Annotated in this window: 14 protein-coding genes; 5 read left to right on the top strand and 9 right to left on the bottom strand. The window is 57.4% G+C overall.

Features of this window, described 5'->3' with window-relative positions:
* Positions 1-2 precede the first annotated feature (2 nt).
* From ABWP81_RS04370 to ABWP81_RS04355, 4 genes are all read left to right on the top strand, one after another.
* Positions 3-1325: an ABC transporter substrate-binding protein gene (locus ABWP81_RS04370; RefSeq protein WP_353134412.1), complete on the top strand. Its 1323-nt coding sequence runs from the start codon at positions 3-5 to the stop codon at positions 1323-1325.
* A 129-nt stretch (positions 1326-1454) separates the two neighbouring features.
* Positions 1455-2264, top strand: coding sequence for an ABC transporter ATP-binding protein (locus ABWP81_RS04365; protein WP_353134409.1), 810 nt, complete (start codon positions 1455-1457; stop codon positions 2262-2264).
* Between the two features lie 24 nt (positions 2265-2288).
* The gene (locus ABWP81_RS04360; protein WP_353139852.1) at positions 2289-3539 is read left to right on the top strand and encodes a phenylacetate--CoA ligase family protein; all 1251 of its coding nucleotides are present in this window, start codon (positions 2289-2291) and stop codon (positions 3537-3539) included.
* Positions 3540-3665: 126 nt separating this feature from the next.
* On the top strand, positions 3666-4646 hold the full coding sequence (locus ABWP81_RS04355) for a tripartite tricarboxylate transporter substrate-binding protein (protein ID WP_353134403.1): 981 nt from the start codon (positions 3666-3668) through the stop codon (positions 4644-4646).
* Here ABWP81_RS04355 and ABWP81_RS04350 read toward each other — a convergent pair.
* From ABWP81_RS04350 to ABWP81_RS04330, 5 genes are all read right to left on the bottom strand, one after another.
* The gene (locus ABWP81_RS04350; RefSeq protein ID WP_353139850.1) at positions 4643-6088 is read right to left on the bottom strand and encodes a protein kinase domain-containing protein; all 1446 of its coding nucleotides are present in this window, start codon (positions 6086-6088) and stop codon (positions 4643-4645) included. The genes ABWP81_RS04355 and ABWP81_RS04350 overlap by 4 nt on opposite strands.
* Positions 6085-6849, bottom strand: coding sequence for a metallophosphoesterase family protein (locus ABWP81_RS04345; protein WP_353139848.1), 765 nt, complete (start codon positions 6847-6849; stop codon positions 6085-6087). The genes ABWP81_RS04350 and ABWP81_RS04345 overlap by 4 nt, the downstream gene beginning before the upstream one ends.
* 32 nt (positions 6850-6881) lie before the next feature.
* Positions 6882-7730, bottom strand: coding sequence for a 3-hydroxybutyryl-CoA dehydrogenase (locus ABWP81_RS04340; RefSeq protein WP_353139846.1), 849 nt, complete (start codon positions 7728-7730; stop codon positions 6882-6884).
* Positions 7731-7903: 173 nt separating this feature from the next.
* On the bottom strand, positions 7904-8677 hold the full coding sequence (locus ABWP81_RS04335) for an ABC transporter permease (RefSeq protein ID WP_353139844.1): 774 nt from the start codon (positions 8675-8677) through the stop codon (positions 7904-7906).
* A gap of 6 nt (positions 8678-8683) precedes the next feature.
* Positions 8684-9607, bottom strand: coding sequence for an ATP-binding cassette domain-containing protein (locus tag ABWP81_RS04330; RefSeq protein ID WP_353139842.1), 924 nt, complete (start codon positions 9605-9607; stop codon positions 8684-8686).
* Positions 9608-9637: 30 nt separating this feature from the next.
* Here ABWP81_RS04330 and asd point away from each other — a divergent pair, with 30 nt between their 5' ends.
* Positions 9638-10513 carry an archaetidylserine decarboxylase gene (asd, locus tag ABWP81_RS04325; RefSeq protein WP_353139840.1) on the top strand — a complete coding sequence of 292 codons (876 nt, stop codon included), beginning with the start codon at positions 9638-9640 and terminating at the stop codon, positions 10511-10513.
* 3 nt (positions 10514-10516) lie between these two features.
* On the opposite strand, the gene ABWP81_RS04320 is transcribed toward asd, so the two are convergent.
* The 4 genes from ABWP81_RS04320 to ABWP81_RS04305 form a co-directional block, all read right to left on the bottom strand.
* Entirely contained in the window at positions 10517-12010 is a 1494-nt protein-coding gene (locus ABWP81_RS04320) for an AMP nucleosidase (protein ID WP_353139838.1), read from the bottom strand.
* A gap of 16 nt (positions 12011-12026) precedes the next feature.
* Positions 12027-15320, bottom strand: a complete 3294-nt coding sequence (gene icmF, locus ABWP81_RS04315; RefSeq protein ID WP_353139836.1) for a fused isobutyryl-CoA mutase/GTPase IcmF — start codon at positions 15318-15320, stop codon at positions 12027-12029.
* Positions 15321-15498: 178 nt separating this feature from the next.
* Entirely contained in the window at positions 15499-17409 is a 1911-nt protein-coding gene (locus ABWP81_RS04310) for a TRAP transporter large permease (protein WP_353139834.1), read from the bottom strand.
* Positions 17406-18032, bottom strand: a complete 627-nt coding sequence (locus ABWP81_RS04305) for a TRAP transporter small permease subunit (protein ID WP_353139832.1) — start codon at positions 18030-18032, stop codon at positions 17406-17408. Before ABWP81_RS04305 ends, ABWP81_RS04310 begins: the two co-directional genes overlap by 4 nt.
* Positions 18033-18171: the final 139 nt, after the last annotated feature.

Here is an 18171-nt window from a genome sequence, read left to right as displayed (position 1 = left end):
AAATGAAAATTCGTTCCCTCATGATGGCGTTGGCCGTTGCAGCGACTGGGTTGACCAGCGCCGTGGTGACCACCTCCGCTCAGGCGCAAGCCAAAGAGCAGTTCTTCCCTGTGCTGCCTTACCGCACGGGCGCCTATGCACCTAACGGTGTGCCTTGGGCTAACGGCTATGCCGATTACCTCAAACTCATCAACTCACGCGACGGCGGCATCAACGGCGTGAAGATCACCTATGAAGAGTGCGACACCGCCTACGCCACAGACCGCGGCGTGGAGTGCTATGAGCGCCTCAAGGGCAAAGCCAAAGGCGCCATCTTCCAGCCTTTGTCAACGGGCATCACGTTTGCCATGACCGAAAAGGCACCTGCTGACAAAAACTCACTCATCACTTCTGGCTACGGTCGTTCCGAGTCCAGCGATGGTCAAGTGTTCAAGTGGAACTTCCCCCTGATGGGCACCTATTGGTCTGGCGCTGACATTCTGATGCAGCACATCACCAAAAAAGAAGGCGGCAACATCAAAGGTAAGAAGTTTGCGCTGGTTTATCACGACAGTCCATACGGCAAAGAACCCATTGCACTGCTGCAAGAGCGCGCCAAGATGCAAGGCTTTGAATTGAGCTTGTTGCCCGTTGCACACCCAGGCGTTGAGCAAAAGGCCACTTGGTTGCAAATTCGCCAAGCCCGTCCTGACTACGTCTTGTTGTGGGGCTGGGGTGTCATGAACTCGGCTGCTTTGAAAGAAGCCGTGGCCACAGGCTACCCACGCGAAAAGATGTACGGCATTTGGTGGTCAGCTGCTGAGCCGGACGTCAAAGACGTGGGCGAAGCTGCCAAGGGCTACAGCGGTTTGGTGGTTACGGGTGATGGCGGCAAAGTGATTGCCGATATGAAGACCCATGTGCACGACAAAAAGCTCGGTACAGGACCTGCGGAAGAAGTGGGCACCACGCTCTACAACCGTGGCATGGTCAGCGCTGCTTTGGCGGTGGAAGGTGTGCGTCAAGCGCAATCACGTTACGGCAAAGGCAAAGTGATGGACGGCGACCAAATCCGTTGGGGCTTGGAAAACTTGACCTTGGACCAAAAAGCACTCGACAAGCTCGGCTTGGGCACAGTGATGAAGCCCATCAGCACTTCTTGTTTGGACCACGAAGGTTCACGCTCTGCACGCGTGCACACCTGGGACGGCAAAAAGTGGAACTTCGCGTCTGACTGGATCGAAGCCGATGAAGCCATCATCAAACCTTTGGTCAAGCAGTTTGCCGACAAGTACGCCGCTGAGAAAAAACTCTCACGTCGCACTGCGGCCGATTGCCAAGCTTAATGTGAGGCACATCAGCCCTCGCGGCTGATGATTTGGCGACTCTCACGAGTCGCCAAACCTCAAAGGCAAACACGGCGTTTGCTTTGAGGTTTGGTCTGGTCCAGCAACGTTTTATTAGCAAGGTAAGTCATGAGCGCCAACAACATTGTTCTCAACGTCAATGGCATTGAAGTCATTTACAACCACGTCATCTTGGTGCTCAAGGGCGTATCGCTGCAAGTACCACAAGGCAGCATTGTGGCGCTGCTGGGCGGCAACGGCGCGGGCAAAACCACCACCTTGCGGGCCGTTTCTAACTTGCTGCAGGGCGAGCGCGGCGCGGTGACCAAGGGCAGCATCGAGCTGCGCGGTGAACGCATCGAAAACCTCACGCCTGCCGACTTGGTCAAACGTGGCGTGGTGCAGGTGATGGAAGGGCGTCACTGCTTTGCCCACTTGACCATCGATGAAAACTTGCTTACGGGCAGCTACACGCGCACCAGCAAAGGCGAGATCGAAGCCAATTTGGAGAAGGTCTACAACTACTTTCCACGTCTCAAAACACGCCGTAACTCGCAAGCCGCCTACACCTCAGGGGGTGAGCAGCAAATGTGCGCCATCGGTCGCGCCCTCATGGCCAATCCCAACATGGTGTTGCTCGACGAGCCCTCCATGGGCTTGGCCCCGCAAATCGTGGAAGAGGTGTTCAACATCGTCAAAGATTTGAACGACAAAGAAAAAGTTACCTTCTTGCTCGCCGAGCAAAACACCAACATGGCGCTGAAGTACTCCGACTACGGCTACATCATGGAGTCGGGCCGTATCGTCATGGACGGCGCTGCCGCTGACTTGGCCAACAACGAAGACGTGAAAGAGTTCTACCTCGGCATGGGCGGCGGCGAACGCAAGAGCTTCAAAGATGCCAAGAGCTACAAGCGCCGCAAGCGTTGGTTGGCATAACTTCTCACTTCTTGACTGCAAGTTATGACGGCCCCTTCTCATTACGACACCCTCGAAACCCGCAACCCCGCTGAGCGCGAAGCCGCCTTGATGGCGGCGTTGCCAGCGCAAGTGGCGCACGCACAAAAAAACGCAGCTGCTTTCACCGCTTCTTTGGCGGGCGTGGATGCGTCCAGCATTTGCAGCCGTGCAGCTTTGGCTCAGCTTCCCGTGATTCGCAAATACGAATTGTTGGCGCAGCAGCAGGCCCAACGCGCCACCCAGGTGTTTGGCGGCTTTGCTGCCATTGGGTTTGGCAAGGCCATGCCGCGTGTGTTTGCCAGCCCCGGCCCCATTTACGAGCCCGAAGGCGCACGCTCAGACTATTGGCGCATGGCCCGTGCCATTTATGCCGCTGGCTTTCGCCCCAATGAGTTGGTTCATAACTGCTTCAGCTACCACTTCACGCCTGCGGGCTCGATGATGGAAACCGGCGCACACGCCATCGGCTGCACCGTGTTTGCAGGTGGCACAGGCCAAACCGAACAGCAAGTGGGCGCGATGGCCGAGTTGCAGCCTGCGGGCTACATTGGCACGCCCAGCTTCTTAAAAATCATTGTCGAAAAAGCCGCCGAATTAGGCGTCAAGCTACCCAGCGTCACCAAAGCCTTGGTGTCTGGCGAGGCCTTTCCACCCAGTTTGCGCGACTGGTTGGCCGAGCACGGCATTGCAGGCTATCAGTGCTACGCCACAGCCGACCTTGGCTTGATCGCCTACGAAACCCAAGCCCGTGAAGGCCTGGTGCTGGACGAAGGTGTGATTGTGGAAATCGTGCGCCCCGGCACGGGCGACCCTGTGCCCGAAGGCGAAGTGGGCGAGTTGGTGGTGACGTCCCTCAACCCCGACTACCCGCTCATTCGTTTTGGCACGGGCGATTTGTCGGCCATACTGCCAGGCCACTGCCCTACAGGCCGCACCAATGTGCGCATCAAAGGCTGGATGGGCCGTGCCGACCAAACCACCAAAGTGCGCGGCATGTTTGTGCATCCGGGCCAAGTGGCCGAGGTGGTCAAGCGTTTCCCCAACATAAAGCGTGCGCGTTTGGTGGTGACGGGTGAAATGGCCAACGACCAAATGTGTCTGATGGTTGAGGGCACTGACGCCGAGGGGCTGGTGCACAAACTTGGTGATGCCGTGCGCGACATCACCAAGCTACGCGCCGATGTGACCTTAGTGGCCGAGGGCACTTTGCCCAACGACGGCAAGGTGATTGAAGACGCGCGCACTTATCAGTAAGCGCAGAATAATCACGGCTACAAAACTGGCTTGATTTGCATCAAGCTAAGCCCATACGTGATTTCCGAAATAGCAAAACCTTAAAAACTGTTTTAGCATGGAGGTCTTATAAATAGGAGCTCCCCGATGAAACAACTGTTCACTTTGAGTTTGCTGGCCGTGGCCGCATTGACCGGCGCCAACGCTGCAGACTTCCCCGTCAAAGACAAGCCCATCTCCATCGTGGTGCCGTTCGCTGCAGGCGGCCCTACTGACCGTGTGGCACGTGACTTGGCCGAAGCCTTGCGCAAGCCTTTGGGAGCCAATGTGGTGGTTGAAAACGTGGCTGGTGCTGGCGGCACGATTGGCGCCAACAAAGTGGCCAAGGCTCCGCAAGACGGGCACACCGTGTTGTTGCACCACATCGGTATGGCCACCTCGCCTGCGCTGTATCGCAAGATGCCGTACAACACTGCCGATGATTTTGAATACTTGGGCATGGTCAATGATGTGCCCATGACCTTGATTGGACGCCCCACTTTGCCAGCCAACAACTTCAAAGAGTTGCAAGCGTGGATTGAACAAAATAAGGGCAAGATCAATTTGGGTAACGCGGGCTTGGGCGCTGCGTCGCACCTGTGCGGTTTGATGTTTCAAAGCGCCATCAAGACCGACATGACGACCGTTCCCTACAAAGGCACTGCGCCTGCATTGAATGATTTGATGGGTGGCCAGATTGATTTGTTGTGTGACCAAACCACCAACACAACCAGCCAAATTGAAGGTAAGACTGTCAAGGCCTTTGCTGTGACTACCGCCAAGCGTTTGACGACGCCCGCACTCAAGAGCTTGCCCACCATGCAAGAGTCTGGCCTCAAAGGTTTTGAAGTCACTATTTGGCACGGTTTGTATGCGCCTAAAGGCACACCTGCTGACGTGGCAGCCAAGATCAGCGCTGCTTTAAAAGTCGCTTTGAAAGACCCCGAGTTCATCAAAAAGCAAGAAGCTTTGGGTGCTGTGGTTGTGAGCGACAAACGCGTTGAACCCGCTGAACACAAGAAGTTTGTGGCCGCAGAAATTGCCAAGTGGGGCCCAGTCATTCAGGCCGCTGGCGTTTACGCTGACTAAACTAAGTGCTCACGGTCAAGGCGCTCAAACGGCAGCGCCTGCTTCACCAAAATCACGGTGCAGGGTGCGTCCATCGCCACCTTGATTGGCACGGTCGCCACAAAGCGTTGCATTTGTAAACCGTGCGTGGCCGCCCCCATGACGATCATGCTCACGTTATTGCCCTCGGCATAGCGCACGATGGCGTTGGCCACATCGCTGGCTTCCAGCACATGAAATGAAGTTTGGTGTTGTTCTAGGTCCAGCGGCTGCGCCCATTGGTGCAGCATGGTCAGGTACTGGCGGTGCACCGAGGTTTCACTTTTGATGCTTTCAGTGGCGCTGGTTTGGTTGGGTGATATCACCGTCACCACCGCCAAGCGAGCGCCGGGGCGAATGCCTAGCGAGCGTGCCACTGCCTGGCGCAACGAATACAGCGTGGCATCGCTCGCATCCAAGTGCGGCACAGCCACCATCAGAATCGGCACTTCATCAATCTGTTGTGATGGCAGTGGGCTGGGCTGGTAGTGCATGCCCGCTGCTTTCAGCCAGCGCTTGAAGTGCGTGAAAAACGGAGTGCCTTCCAGTTGCTTGCCACGTTTGCTCACCTTCACTTGTTCTGGGTGTTCCAGGTCAAACGCCAAATGTGCGGCCGATGGGTAACGCTTGGCCGCTTCGGGCTCTAGGCAGCGCAGCACCACTTCTTGAAACCACTCGGGCAAGTCGTCGCGTAAGCGGCGCGGCGGCGTGGGGTCCATCCACAATCGTTGGCGCATACCGCCTTGTGTTTGTGGGTTGCCAAAGGGCAGCTCGCCGGTGGCCAGCTCGTACAGCATGACGCCGATGGCAAAGATGTCGCTGCGTGGGTCGCCGCGCACGCCCACCACTTGCTCAGGCGAAATCCACGCGGGCGAGCCCACGGCTTTGCGGAGTTCCTCAGCCAATAAGTCTGGGTAGTGCGCGTGGCAGGACAAGCCAAAGTCCAGCAGCACCGCGTGGCCGTTGGGATGCAACAGCACGTTGGCGGGTTTGATGTCGAGGTGGCAGGTGTTTTGTTGGTGCAGGCTGTGCGCAGCACGGGCAATGGCAGCGCCTAAGCGTGCAAAGTCAGTCACTTCTGCGCGTGTTTTGTTTTGCGTATGCGCGTCGAGCACGTGTTGCAAGGTCAAGCCAGGCACATGCTCCATCACCAAGTACGGCAGGTGAGCAAGGTCACCCGCCGCCACAAAACGAGGCACATGCGTGCCGTGCAGCACCTGCAAAATTTGGTGCTCCACCTCGAAGCCCACAATGTTTTCAGCACCATCGCCTACGGTCATGCGTGGCACCTTCATCACCATATCAAACGGCGCGGGACGCGCGTCGGCATAGGTCACTTGGTAAATGTGCGCCATGCCGCCCGCGTGCAAGCAAGCACCGATGCGAAAGCCGTCCAGCTCGGTGCCTGCTTCTAAGCGCTTCACTTGCCGGTCTCCAAGCGTTGCGCAAAGTATTCGGGCAAGCCCGCTTCGCGCACGGCGCGAGCGGCTGCACGGTGGTCATACGCCACGCGGTGAAAGGTCAACTTGGCGGCTGTGCTGTCAAACACGGCGTACATGGCGCGAGGGTTGCCATCGCGTGGCTGACCCACCGAACCGATGGTGGCAATCCACTGGCGGTGTTTGGGGGTGGGAATGGGCACACCCGAGGTGGGCTTGAACGCCATTAACTGGCGGCCCGTGCCTCGGTAGTACAGCGACTGGTGGTGCACATGGCCGCCAAACACGTAGCGCACATCGGGGTGGGCGCATGCGGCGTCTAGGCTTAAGGCTGCAGTGCGCTCGTCATTCACATACCGCCAAAGCTCGGGCGCATCGGCGCTGGCGTGTACAAGCAGCATCTGCTCGGCCTGTGCGGTGAGGGGCAAAATTTCAAGCCAAAAGCGTTGTGCGGGTGACAGCTGGTCATGCGTCCATTCCGCCGTTTGGCTGCCCAATGAGGGGTTAGGGTTGGCGGAGTTGATGTTGTGGGTTTGAATCAACTCTTCGTGGTTGCCCCGCAGCACGATGGCGCCTTCTTGTTGCAAGGCTTGGCAGCGTGCCACCACCTCGGCGGGGAATGCGCCATAGCTCACCAAGTCACCCAAGATGGCCACGCGCTCTACCCCTTGGGCTTGCGCATGTGCCAAGCACGCGTCGAGCGCGTGCAAGTTGCTATGGATGTCAGAGAGCAGGGCGTACTTCATGCCAAGGCTTTTATGCAGCGTCGTCGTGTGGGTTAGTAGGTGTAAACGCCGTGGCCAGTTTTGCGGCCCAGTTGGCCTGCGGCCACCATCTCTTTGAGCAGTGGGCAAGCGCGGTATTTGCTGTCGCCAAACTCTTGCAAGTACACATCCATCACGGCCACGCACACATCCAAGCCAATCATGTCGGCCAAGGCCAAGGGGCCGATGGGTTGGTTGCAGCCCAACATCATGCCGGCGTCAATGTCTTTGGCAGTGGCCACACCTTCGGCCAACACAAAGAAGGCCTCGTTGATCATGGGCACCAAGATGCGGTTCACCACAAAGCCCGGTGAGTTCTTCACCGTGATGGGGCTCTTGCCCAAGCGTGTGGACAGGTCGTGCACGGCGGCGTGCGAGGCATCGGATGTTTGCAAACCACGGATGATCTCGACCAGCGCCATCATGGGCACGGGGTTGAAAAAGTGCATGCCAATGAAGCGGTCAGCACGCGTGGTGACCGCGGCCAATTTGGTAATAGAAATCGACGAGGTGTTGGACGCGATGATGGCCTCGGGGGCCAGCATGGCATCGAGCTGTTTGACGATTTTCACCTTAAGGTCGAAGTTTTCGGTCGCGGCTTCGATGACCAGCTGCGCGACTTGGAGGTCGTCGTAGCTGGTGCTGATGGTGATGCGCGCCAAGGCAGCAGCTTTGTCGGCCTCGGTGATTTTTTCTTTCTTGATCAAGCGATCCAAACTGCCCGACACGGTGGCCAAGCCCTTGGCCACGGCAGCGTCAGAGATATCGACCATCACCACGTTCACGCCAGACACTGCACAGGCTTGTGCGATGCCGTTGCCCATGGTGCCGGCGCCGATGATGCCTACGGTTTGAATGCTCATTGGGAAATCCTTGTTGATGGGTGAAATTAAAAAAACAATATTAGCGAGCGAGGGGGTGCTGATGGCTGACGTAGGTCAATTTTTAATGCTTCAGCGAGTTAGCTTGGGGCGTCTTCCTCATGCTGGAGTACCAGAAATCGTCAGCCGCCCCAAGCCAACTCGCTTGCGGGTAGTTATGCGCGAAAACGTTTCTTCGTCAGGTGCAGAGCGATCTTCCAGGCGAACACAGTGTAGATGGCCAACACGCCTAAATGCAGCGCCGGGTTAGCAGGCCATTGGTCTAAAAACAAGGGGCGTACCAAGGCAATGGCTTGGGTGAGGGGCAGCCATTCTGAAATGTCGCGCACGATGCCGGGCAGCTGGTCACGCGGAAAGAACACGCCGCTCAAAAACATCATGGGCGTCAGAAACAGCGTGAAGTAGTAGGTGAAAAAGTCATAGCCCTTGGCCAGTGCGTTGAAGATCAGCGCAATGCAGCTGAAGGTGATGCCCACAAACAACAGGATGGGCCAGGCGGCTAAGAGCTTCCAGCTTTGGGTGATGCCCAGCGCTGCCATCACGCCTAAGATGGCGGTGATGGTGAACAGGGCCTTGAACGCAGCCCACAGCATTTCGGCCAGCAGCACATCGTCCAAACGCATGGGGGCGTTCAAAATGCCGTCCCATGTTTTTTGCACATGCATGCGCGAGAAGGCGGAGTAGAGGGCTTCAAACGTGGCGGCGTTCATGGCGCTCATACAAATCGAGCCACTGGCCAAGAACAACATGTAGGGCACTTGTAGTTCGCCCAAAGTCACCTCGCCCACCAGGGCGCCCATGCCGTAGCCAAAGGCCACCAGCCACATCAAAGGTTCGGCAATGTTGGCCACCAAGCTGGGAATGGCGAGCTTGCGCCACACCAACAGGTTGCGCATGAAGACGGGCCAGAAACGGAAATAGGTGTTCATCACTGATTAACCTTCCTCACGGATTTGGCGTCCGGTCATTTTCAAAAACAAATCTTCCAAGTTGGCGGGGCGGTGCAGCGTGCGCAGGCCCGCGTGGGCGTTGAGCGCCTGCAGCACTTGCGCGGCATCTTGGGTGTAGAAAAACACGGTCTCGCCGCTGGTCTCCACGCGTTGCGCCAAGGCTGCGATGGGGCTGCCCACCAATGCCAATGCGCCGTTGCCATACACCTCCACCACATCGGGCTCTAGGTGCTGGGCTATCAAATCACGCGGTGTGCCTTCGGCAATCTTTTTGCCGTGGTCCAGCACCAGCAAGCGGTTGCACAAACGCTCGGCCTCGTCCATAAAGTGGGTGGTCAGCAAGATTGATTTGCCTTGTTGCAGCAGTTGCTGCAAACGTTCCCACATCAGGTGTCTCGCCTGCGGGTCTAGACCGGTGGTGGGCTCGTCCAGCAGCAGCAAATCGGGGTTGTTAATCAGGGCCCGGGACAGGCTGAGCCGGCGCTTCATGCCGCCCGACAACTCGCCGGGCTTGGCGTCGGCCTTGTGTGCGAGCGCGCCAAACTCTAAAAGCTGCGGAATGCGCGCCTGAATGTCGGCCTTCTTCATGCCAAAGTAGCGGCCAAACACCATCAAATTTTCGGCGCAAGTGAAATCGGGGTCTAGCGTGTCAAATTGGCTCACCACCCCTAAGCGTGCCTTGATGGCCAGTGCATCTTCGGGCATGGACAGGCCAAACGCTTTGATGCTGCCGCCGTCGGGCTGGGCGAGCCCCAAGCACATGCGCAGCGTGGTGGTTTTGCCCGCGCCGTTGGGGCCGATGACGCCCAAACATTCGCCAGGCGCGATGCTGAAAGACACGTCGTTCACCACGGTGTTGTCACCGTAGCGTTTGACCAGATGTTGGCATTCAAAAAGGGGGGTGCTCATGGGCCTATTTTGCCCGCCTAAAATTGCAAAATGAATGAACACACATTTGTAGCCCTGCAATACGCGCTACCCAAACACGCCCTCACGGTTTTGGCGGGCACTGTGGCCCGAGCGCGTGGCGGCAAATGGACACATGCCCTCATCAGGTGGTTTGTGGGCAAGTACCAAGTCAACATGGACGAGGCCGCCCAGCCCGACATCACGCAGTACGCCAGCTTTAACGACTTTTTTACCCGCGCCCTCAAGCCCGGCGCACGCCCCTTGGCCGATGCCGCATTTGTGTGCCCCGTGGACGGTGCCATCAGCCAGCTGGGACACATCGAGGGCGATCAAATTTTCCAAGCCAAAGGCCACCGCTACAGCACGCAAGCGCTGGTGGGCGGCGATGCTGCATTGGCGGCTCAGTTCCAAGACGGCGAGTTCGCCACCATCTACCTCAGCCCCAAGGACTACCACCGCATCCACATGCCCAGCGCAGGCCGCTTGCGCCGCATGATTCATGTGCCCGGTGATTTGTTCTCGGTCAATCCCGCCACGGCGCGAGGCGTGCCTGGCTTGTTTGCGCGCAACGAGCGGGTGGTGTGTGTGTTTGACATGCCTGTTGACGCCTCTGCCAGTGCTGACGTGAAGCCTTTGCAATTTGTGTTGGTGCTCGTCGGCGCCACCATCGTGGGCAGCATGGCTACGCCGTGGCATGGTGTGGTTAACCCACCGCGCCCGGGCATGGTGCGCGAGTGGACCTATGACGACCCCAAGCTGAGCTTGAAGCAAGGCGACGAAATGGGCCGCTTTTTGTTGGGCTCAACCGTGGTGTTGCTGTGGCCCAAAAACACGATTGCGCTCAGCCCTGCTTGGCAAGCCGCACAGGGCGTGCGTTTGGGCGAGAAGATGGGTGATGCGCTTTAAGGCCTATTGAAACGCCACCTCAGCAAAGCTTCGCAACTTGCGACTGTGCAACTGCGCCGGCCCTTGCTGGCGCAGCAGCTCGATGGCCCGCATGCCAATGCGTAGGTGCTGGTCTACACGCTCTCGGTAAAAGTGGTTGGCCATGCCCGGTAGTTTGATCTCGCCGTGCAGCGGCTTATCGCTCACGCACAGCAGCGTGCCGTAGGGCACACGAAACCTAAACCCGTTGGCTGCAATCGTGGCGCTTTCCATGTCCAGCGCCACAGCGCGGCTTTGGCTAAAGCGGCGTTGGGGCGTTTTGTTGGGCAGCAGTTCCCAGTTGCGGTTGTCGGTGCTGGCCACAGTGCCCGTGCGCAAGATGCGTTTCAGCTCTTGGCCCTCGCATTGCGTCACGTCTTTCACCGCTTGCTCTAACGCAACTTGAATTTCGGCCAGCGCGGGGATAGGCACCCAAAGTGGCAGCTCTTCGTCCAGCACGTGGTCCTCACGCACATAGGCGTGGGCTAGCACGTAGTCGCCCAGCTGTTGGGTGGTGCGCAGGCCCGCGCAGTGGCCCAGCATCAGCCATGCATGTGGGCGAAGCACCGCAATGTGGTCGGTGATATTTTTGGCATTGGCCGGGCCCACGCCAATGTTGACCATGGTGATGCCCGTGCGATCTGCGCGCACCAGGTGGTAGCCCGGCATTTGCGGCAAACGCGGCGGCACTTTGCCTAATGAGTCATTGTCATCAGCGGGCAAACCCACACGGCGTGTCACCACATTGCCTGGCTCGACAAACGCGATGTACTCGCTGTGCGGGTCTTGCATGGCCTCGTGGCCCAAGCGCACAAACTCGTCAATGTAGAACTGGTAGTTGGTAAACAACACGTAGTTTTGAAAATGCTCAGGGCTGGTGCCGCTGTAGTGGCGCAAGCGCTGCAGCGAATAGTCCATGCGCGCAGCGGTGAACAGCGACAAGGGCTGCGGCTCGCCCGCCTTGGCTTCAAACGTGCCGTTGGCAATGCCGTCGTCCATGGCGGTGAGGTCGGGCAGGTCAAACACCTCGCGCATCAGCTGGCGGCGCTCGGCGCTCATCTCGCCTTCCACATGGTCGTTGTCGGCAAACGAAAAATGCACGGGAATAGGCTGGTGGCTCACACCCACCTCTAGCGTTCCGCCGTGGTTTTGCAGTAGCAAGCTGAACTGTTCGCGGTAATACGCAGCAAACAAATCGGGGCGGGTCAGGGTGGTCTCATAACGTCCAGGCTCGGCCACAAAGCCGTAGCTCAAACGCGCACCATCGTTGTCTGCTTGCAGCGCACCGGTCTTGGTATGGATGCGCACAAACGGGTAAAACGCGCGCACACGCTGTTCAAAGTGCGTGCCTGCGACGAAGTCGCGCATGGCGAGCCTCAGGTGGTCAAGGCTGATTTGGTACAGCGCTTGCACTTGTGCCAAGGCGCTGCCAGCATCGGTGTGCTGGGTGGGGGCGGTGAAGGGTGGGCGGATACTCATACCCCGATATTACCGATTACATATTCCTTCGGTACTGCCCACCCACCTCAAACAAAGCGTGGGTAATTTGTCCCAGTGAACACACACGCACCGCATCCATCAACACCTCAAACACGTTGGCGTTGTCGATCACCGCTTGCTGCAGGCGCTTGATTTGCACGGCTGCCGCGTCTTGGTGGCGTGCCTGGAAGTCGTTCAAGCGGTTCAACTGGCTTTGCTTTTCTTCTTCAGTTGAGCGGGCCAACTCCAGCTTGTCCATCACTTGCTCGCCGTGCGGGTTGCGGAAGGTGTTGACGCCGATGATGGGCAGCTCGCCCGTGTGCTTAAGCATTTCGTAGGTCATCGATTCGTCTTGAATCTTGCCGCGTTGGTAGCCCGTCTCCATCGCGCCCAACACGCCGCCGCGCTCGGCAATGCGCTCGAATTCGGCCAGCACGGCCTCTTCCACCAACTCGGTCAGGTCTTCGATGATGAAGGCGCCTTGGCTGGGGTTTTCGTTTTTGGCCAAGCCCCACTCTCGGTTGATGATGAGCTGAATCGCCATGGCGCGACGCACCGAGTCTTCGGTGGGCGTGGTGATGGCTTCGTCAAACGCGTTGGTGTGCAGGCTGTTGCAGTTGTCGTAGATCGCGATCAGCGCTTGCAACGTGGTGCGAATGTCGTTGAACTGAATCTCTTGCGCGTGCAGTGAACGGCCTGAGGTTTGGATGTGGTATTTCAGCTTTTGACTGCGCTCGTTCGCGCCGTATTTTTCTTTCATGGCCACGGCCCAAATGCGGCGTGCCACGCGGCCCATCACGGTGTACTCGGGGTCCATGCCGTTGCTGAAGAAGAAGCTCAGGTTGGGTGCAAAGTCGTCAATGTGCATGCCGCGCGCGAGGTAGGCCTCGACAAACGTGAAGCCATTCGACAACGTGAACGCCAGTTGCGAAATGGGGTTCGCCCCCGCTTCGGCAATGTGATAACCGCTGATGGACACGCTGTAAAAGTTGCGCACTTGGTTGTGCACAAAGTACTGCGCGATGTCGCCCATCACCTTCAATGAAAACTCTGTTGAGAAGAGGCACGTGTTCTGCCCTTGGTCTTCTTTCAAGATATCGGCTTGCACCGTGCCGCGCACGTTTTGCATGACCCACGCTTTGATGTCGGCGGCCTCGGCATCGGTCGGGTTGCGGCCTTTGTCGGCCTTGAATTTATCAAGGTTTTGGTCAATGGCGGTGTTCATGAACATTGCCAAGATGGACGGTGCTGGGCCGTTGATGGTCATCGACACGCTGGTGGTGGGGTTGCACAAATCAAACCCGTCGTACAACACCTTCATGTCGTCCAGCGTGGCCACGTTCACGCCCGAGTTGCCCACTTTGCCGTAAATGTCGGGGCGCAGATCGGGGTCGTTGCCATACAGCGTGACCGAGTCAAACGCGGTGGACAAGCGCTTGGCAGGAAGGCCTTCGCTCACCAGCTTGAAGCGGCGGTTGGTGCGGAAGGGATCGCCTTCGCCTGCAAACATGCGCGTGGGGTCTTCGCCCTCGCGCTTAAACGCAAAGGTGCCAGCGGTGTAAGGGTAGCTGCCAGGCACGTTGTCGAGCATGAGCCATTTCAAAATTTCGCCGTGGTCTTCGTAGGTGGGCAAGGCCACTTTGCGAATCACCGTGCCGCTCAGCGATTTGGTGGTGAGCGCGGTGCGAATTTCTTTGTCGCGAATCTTCACCACGTACTCATCGCCGGCGTAGGCGGCTTGTAGATCGGGCCATTGGGCCAGCAGCTTGCGCTCTGCGCCACCTAAGTTTTCTTCGCGGCTAAAGGCCAAGTCGATCGCCGCCTCTGATGCTTTGGCGCGGCCCGGTTTGCCTTCAGACAGCATGCGTGCGGCTTCGCGCAGTTGTTGAATTTCACGGGCCAGTTTGGCCTGTGTGCGTGCGCGTTTTTTGTAGCCGCGCACGGTGTCGGTAATTTCGGCCAAATAGCGTGCGCGTGCGGCAGGCACCACGGGCGTTTGGTTGCTGCTGTGGCGCACGTCGACGCGTGGCAGAAAGCCATCTTTGAAGCTCAGGCCCAGCTCGGCCAATCGGCCTTTCAGCGCTTGGTAAAGCGCGGTCACGCCGTCGTCGTTAAAGCGGGCGGCCATGGTGCCAAACACGGGCATTTGCTCGGTGGGCGTGGTCCACGCCTCTTTGTTGCGCTGCACTTGTTTGGCCACATCGCGCAGCGCGTCGCTGGCGCCTTTGCGGTCAAACTTGTTGATGGCCACAAACTCGGCAAAGTCGAGCATGTCTATTTTCTCCAACTGGCTGGCCGCGCCAAACTCGGGTGTCATCACATACATGGGCACATCCACATGCGGCACGATGGCGGCATCGCCCTGGCCAATGCCCGAGGTTTCCACAATGATCAAGTCAAACCCCGCGCACTTGGTAGCGGCCAACACATCGGGCAAGGCCGCGCTAATTTCACTGCCAAAGTCGCGTGTGGCGAGGGAGCGCATGAACACGCGCTGACCGCTGCGCCAAGGCGAAATGGCATTCATGCGAATGCGGTCGCCCAGCAGCGCGCCACCGCTCTTGCGGCGTGAGGGGTCGATGGAAATGACAGCAATGCGCAACGCATCGCCTTGGTCCAGACGAATACGACGCACCAGTTCGTCGGTGAGTGACGACTTGCCCGCACCGCCTGTGCCGGTGATGCCGAGCACAGGCACTTGGTGTTTGATCGATTCTTTGCGCACGGCTTCAACCATCTTGGGGTCTGCCTTTTCGTTCTCTAAAGCCGTGATGAGCTGCGCCAGTTTGCGCCAAGCCATTTCGCTGTGGCCTTGAATGTCTTTCACAGCGGCAGGCGCGTAGCCCGACAGGTCTGTGTCGCAGCGCATGATCATCTCGCCAATCATCCCTTGCAGGCCCATCTTCTGGCCGTCTTCGGGGCTGTAGATGCGGGTCACGCCGTAGGCTTGCAGCTCTCGAATTTCGGGCGGCACGATCACGCCACCGCCGCCGCCAAACACTTGAATGTGTTCACCACCGCGCTCGCGCAGCAAGTCCACCATGTATTTGAAATACTCCACATGGCCGCCTTGGTACGAGCTGATGGCAATGCCCTGCACGTCTTCTTGCAGCGCAGCTGTGACCACCTCGTCCACCGAGCGGTTGTGGCCCAAATGAATCACCTCGGCGCCCATGCCTTGCAAAATGCGACGCATGATGTTGATGGCCGCATCGTGACCGTCAAACAAACTGGCCGCTGTGACGAAGCGCACTTTTTGCGTGGGCTTGTAGTTGGCAAGGGCTTGGAATTCGGCGGACAGGTTAGACATGGGAGGCTCCGAAAGAAAAGCAGATAAAACGTGATGTTTAGCTTACGTTTACGTAAACGTCAATCATAGCAACTTGGCAGCGCGTGTGAAGAGGAGTTGCCCTAATAACCAAGACAAAGTGGCAAGAAAAAAGCCGCAGACCAAAAGGCGCTGCGGCTTTGCGTGGTGCTAAAGATGCTTATTTGTAAAGCACGCTAGGCAGCCACATGCCAATTGCTGGAAACATGTACAGCAAGAAGATGGCAAACACTTGAATGCCCATAAACGGCAGCATGCCTGCAAAGATTTGGTTCAGCGTCACATGAGGAGGGCTGACGCCTTTCAAGTAAAACGCTGCCATCGCCACAGGCGGGCTTAAGAACGCAGTTTGCAGGTTCAACGCCACCAACAAGCCAAAGAACAGCGGGTCGATGTTGAAGTGCGGCAGCAACGGGATAAAGATGGGCATGAAAATCACAATGATCTCAGTCCACTCCAACGGCCAGCCCAGCAAGAAGATCACCACTTGCGCCAAGATCATGAACTGCGTGGGCGTCAGGTCCATGCCCAGCACCCAGGTGTTGATCAAGTCTTGTCCGCCCAACAGCGCAAACGCTGCCGAGAAGATGCTGGAGCCCACAAACAGCCAACACACCATGGCGCTGGTTTTGGCGGTTAGGTACACCGATTCGCGCATCACCGTCATGTTGAGACGGCGATAAGCGCCCGCCAACAACAAACCACCCATCGATCCCATCGCCGCGGCCTCAGTCGGAGTGGCCAAGCCAAACACGATGGTGCCAAGCACCGCCAAAATCATGATGGCCAGTGGGAAGAACGAGCCTAGCAACATCTTGAAAATCTCAAGGCGCACAAAGCTGAAGTAGGTGTAGAAGATGGCCAATGCCACAGCCACGCTGGCCAAGCCAATCCAGAAGGAGGCAGGGGCATCTAAGCGCTCTTGCGGGGCTGCTGGTTCGGAAGGGGCTACTTCTGCTGCAGCGGGTGCCTCGATAGCCACTTTGGCCGCAGGTTCGTCCGTGCCGGGGGGCGCTTGCAAATCGCCAGGTTCAGCTAAATCGCCGGCTTCTGCTTCGGGGGCTGGATCTTCAAAACCGCCACCCATCGAGACAACACCTTGCACATCTTCCAACGGTGCGGGGGCCGTGACCGACATAAAGATGGCGCCCATGATCACCAAAGCAGAAACGGCTGGCAGCAAGGCAATGCCCAGTTGCTTGAGCAGTTCGCTAAGGGGCACAGCAGCGTTGCGCTTGCCCTTGATGGCACCAATCAAACCGGGCAATACTTTGTCGCTGATCGTCAAAGACACTTCATGCGCCACGGGTGGCAGCGGTACATAGCGGTCTTCAGCCGACATAGGCGGTGCCAAATGCGGCTTGAGCTTGGCAATAACGATCACGTAAACCACATACAAGGTTGCCAGCATGATTCCGGGAAAGAAGGCGCCCGCATACAGCTTGACCACCGACACGCCAGCCGTCGCGCCATACACAATCAGCATGACCGAAGGCGGAATCAAAATACCAAGGCAACCACCCGCGGTAATTGCACCCGCCGACAACTGCACGCTGTAGCCAGCTCGAAGCATGGCGGGCAGGGCCAGCAGGCCCATCAAGGTCACCACGGCACCCACAATGCCGGTCGCTGTTGCAAAGATCGCGCAGGTAATGATGGTGGCCACCGCCAACGATCCTGGCACGCGGGCCGCAGCCAAGTGCATGCTCTTGAAGAGCTTTTCAATCAAGTTGGCGCGTTCAATCAGGTAGCCCATGAACACAAACAGCGGAATCGAAATCAGCACATCGTTGGACATCACTGAGTAGGTGCGTTGCACCATCAAGTCCAAAGTTTGCGTGACAGCTAGCTCTGGATTTTGGCTTTTATATGCCAACCAGGCGAAGATCATGCCCATGCCCATCAGGGTAAAGGCTGTAGGGAAACCCAACATGATGGCCACAACCACCAAGGCCAACATCAGCAAGCCCAAGTGGCCATTGGCCATTTCTGACACGGGGGGCAGTAAAACAAAAGCCGCCAACACGACCACGGCCATGATGCTCAGGCCAAACCATATTTCTTTTTTCATTTTTGTGTTCCCTTGGCACCGACAACATAGGCATCGAGCTTGGCGATGTCCTCGTCTTTAACGTTGACCATTTCTTTGAGTTTTTCAACGTCTACTTCGTCCACGTCGTCACCGCGTTTGGGCCACTCGCCGGTTTGCAGGCAAAGCACGCAACGCACAATTTCTACCAAGCCCTGCAACAACAAAAGAGTGCCTGCAATTGGGATGATGGTTTTAAAGGGGTAGACAGGCGGGCCATTCGCAGTCACGTTTGAATGTTCGTTGATGGCCCAAGACTCGCCCGCATAGTTGTAACCCGCCCACGCCAAAGCCACGATGCCTGGAATGAAGAAGACAAAGTAGAGCGTTAAGTCAAAGCCTGCTTGCAATCGCGGCGTGAAAAACCCATACAAGACGTCACCACGCACATGACCGTTTTTCGACAAGGTGTAAGCGCCGGCCATCATGAAGAGAGAGCCATACATCATGCTCATCACATCGAAGGCCCAAGGGTGAGGGTTGTCAAACGCATAGCGCGAGATTACTTCCCATGTGATCATGAAAGTGAGCGCAAGAATAAGCCAAGCAAACACTTGACCAACCTGGGTGCTGATTTTGTCAATGGTGAGTAATAGTTTTTGCATTTTGTGCTGAGATAAATGAATCAGCCACCCGACGAATGTCGGATGGCTGATGGAAAACGCGATAGCTCATAAGAGCTATCGATTCTTAGGCCTTCTTCGCGCCGAAGAAGTGATTCACCGCCATGCGACGGCTGATGTT

It is taken from the genome of Limnohabitans sp. (genome assembly GCF_040401135.1).
Taxonomy (GTDB): Bacteria; Pseudomonadota; Gammaproteobacteria; order Burkholderiales; family Burkholderiaceae_C; genus Limnohabitans.
Note: the sequence above shows the minus strand (reverse complement) of the source record. Positions and strands in the feature narration are given on the sequence as shown.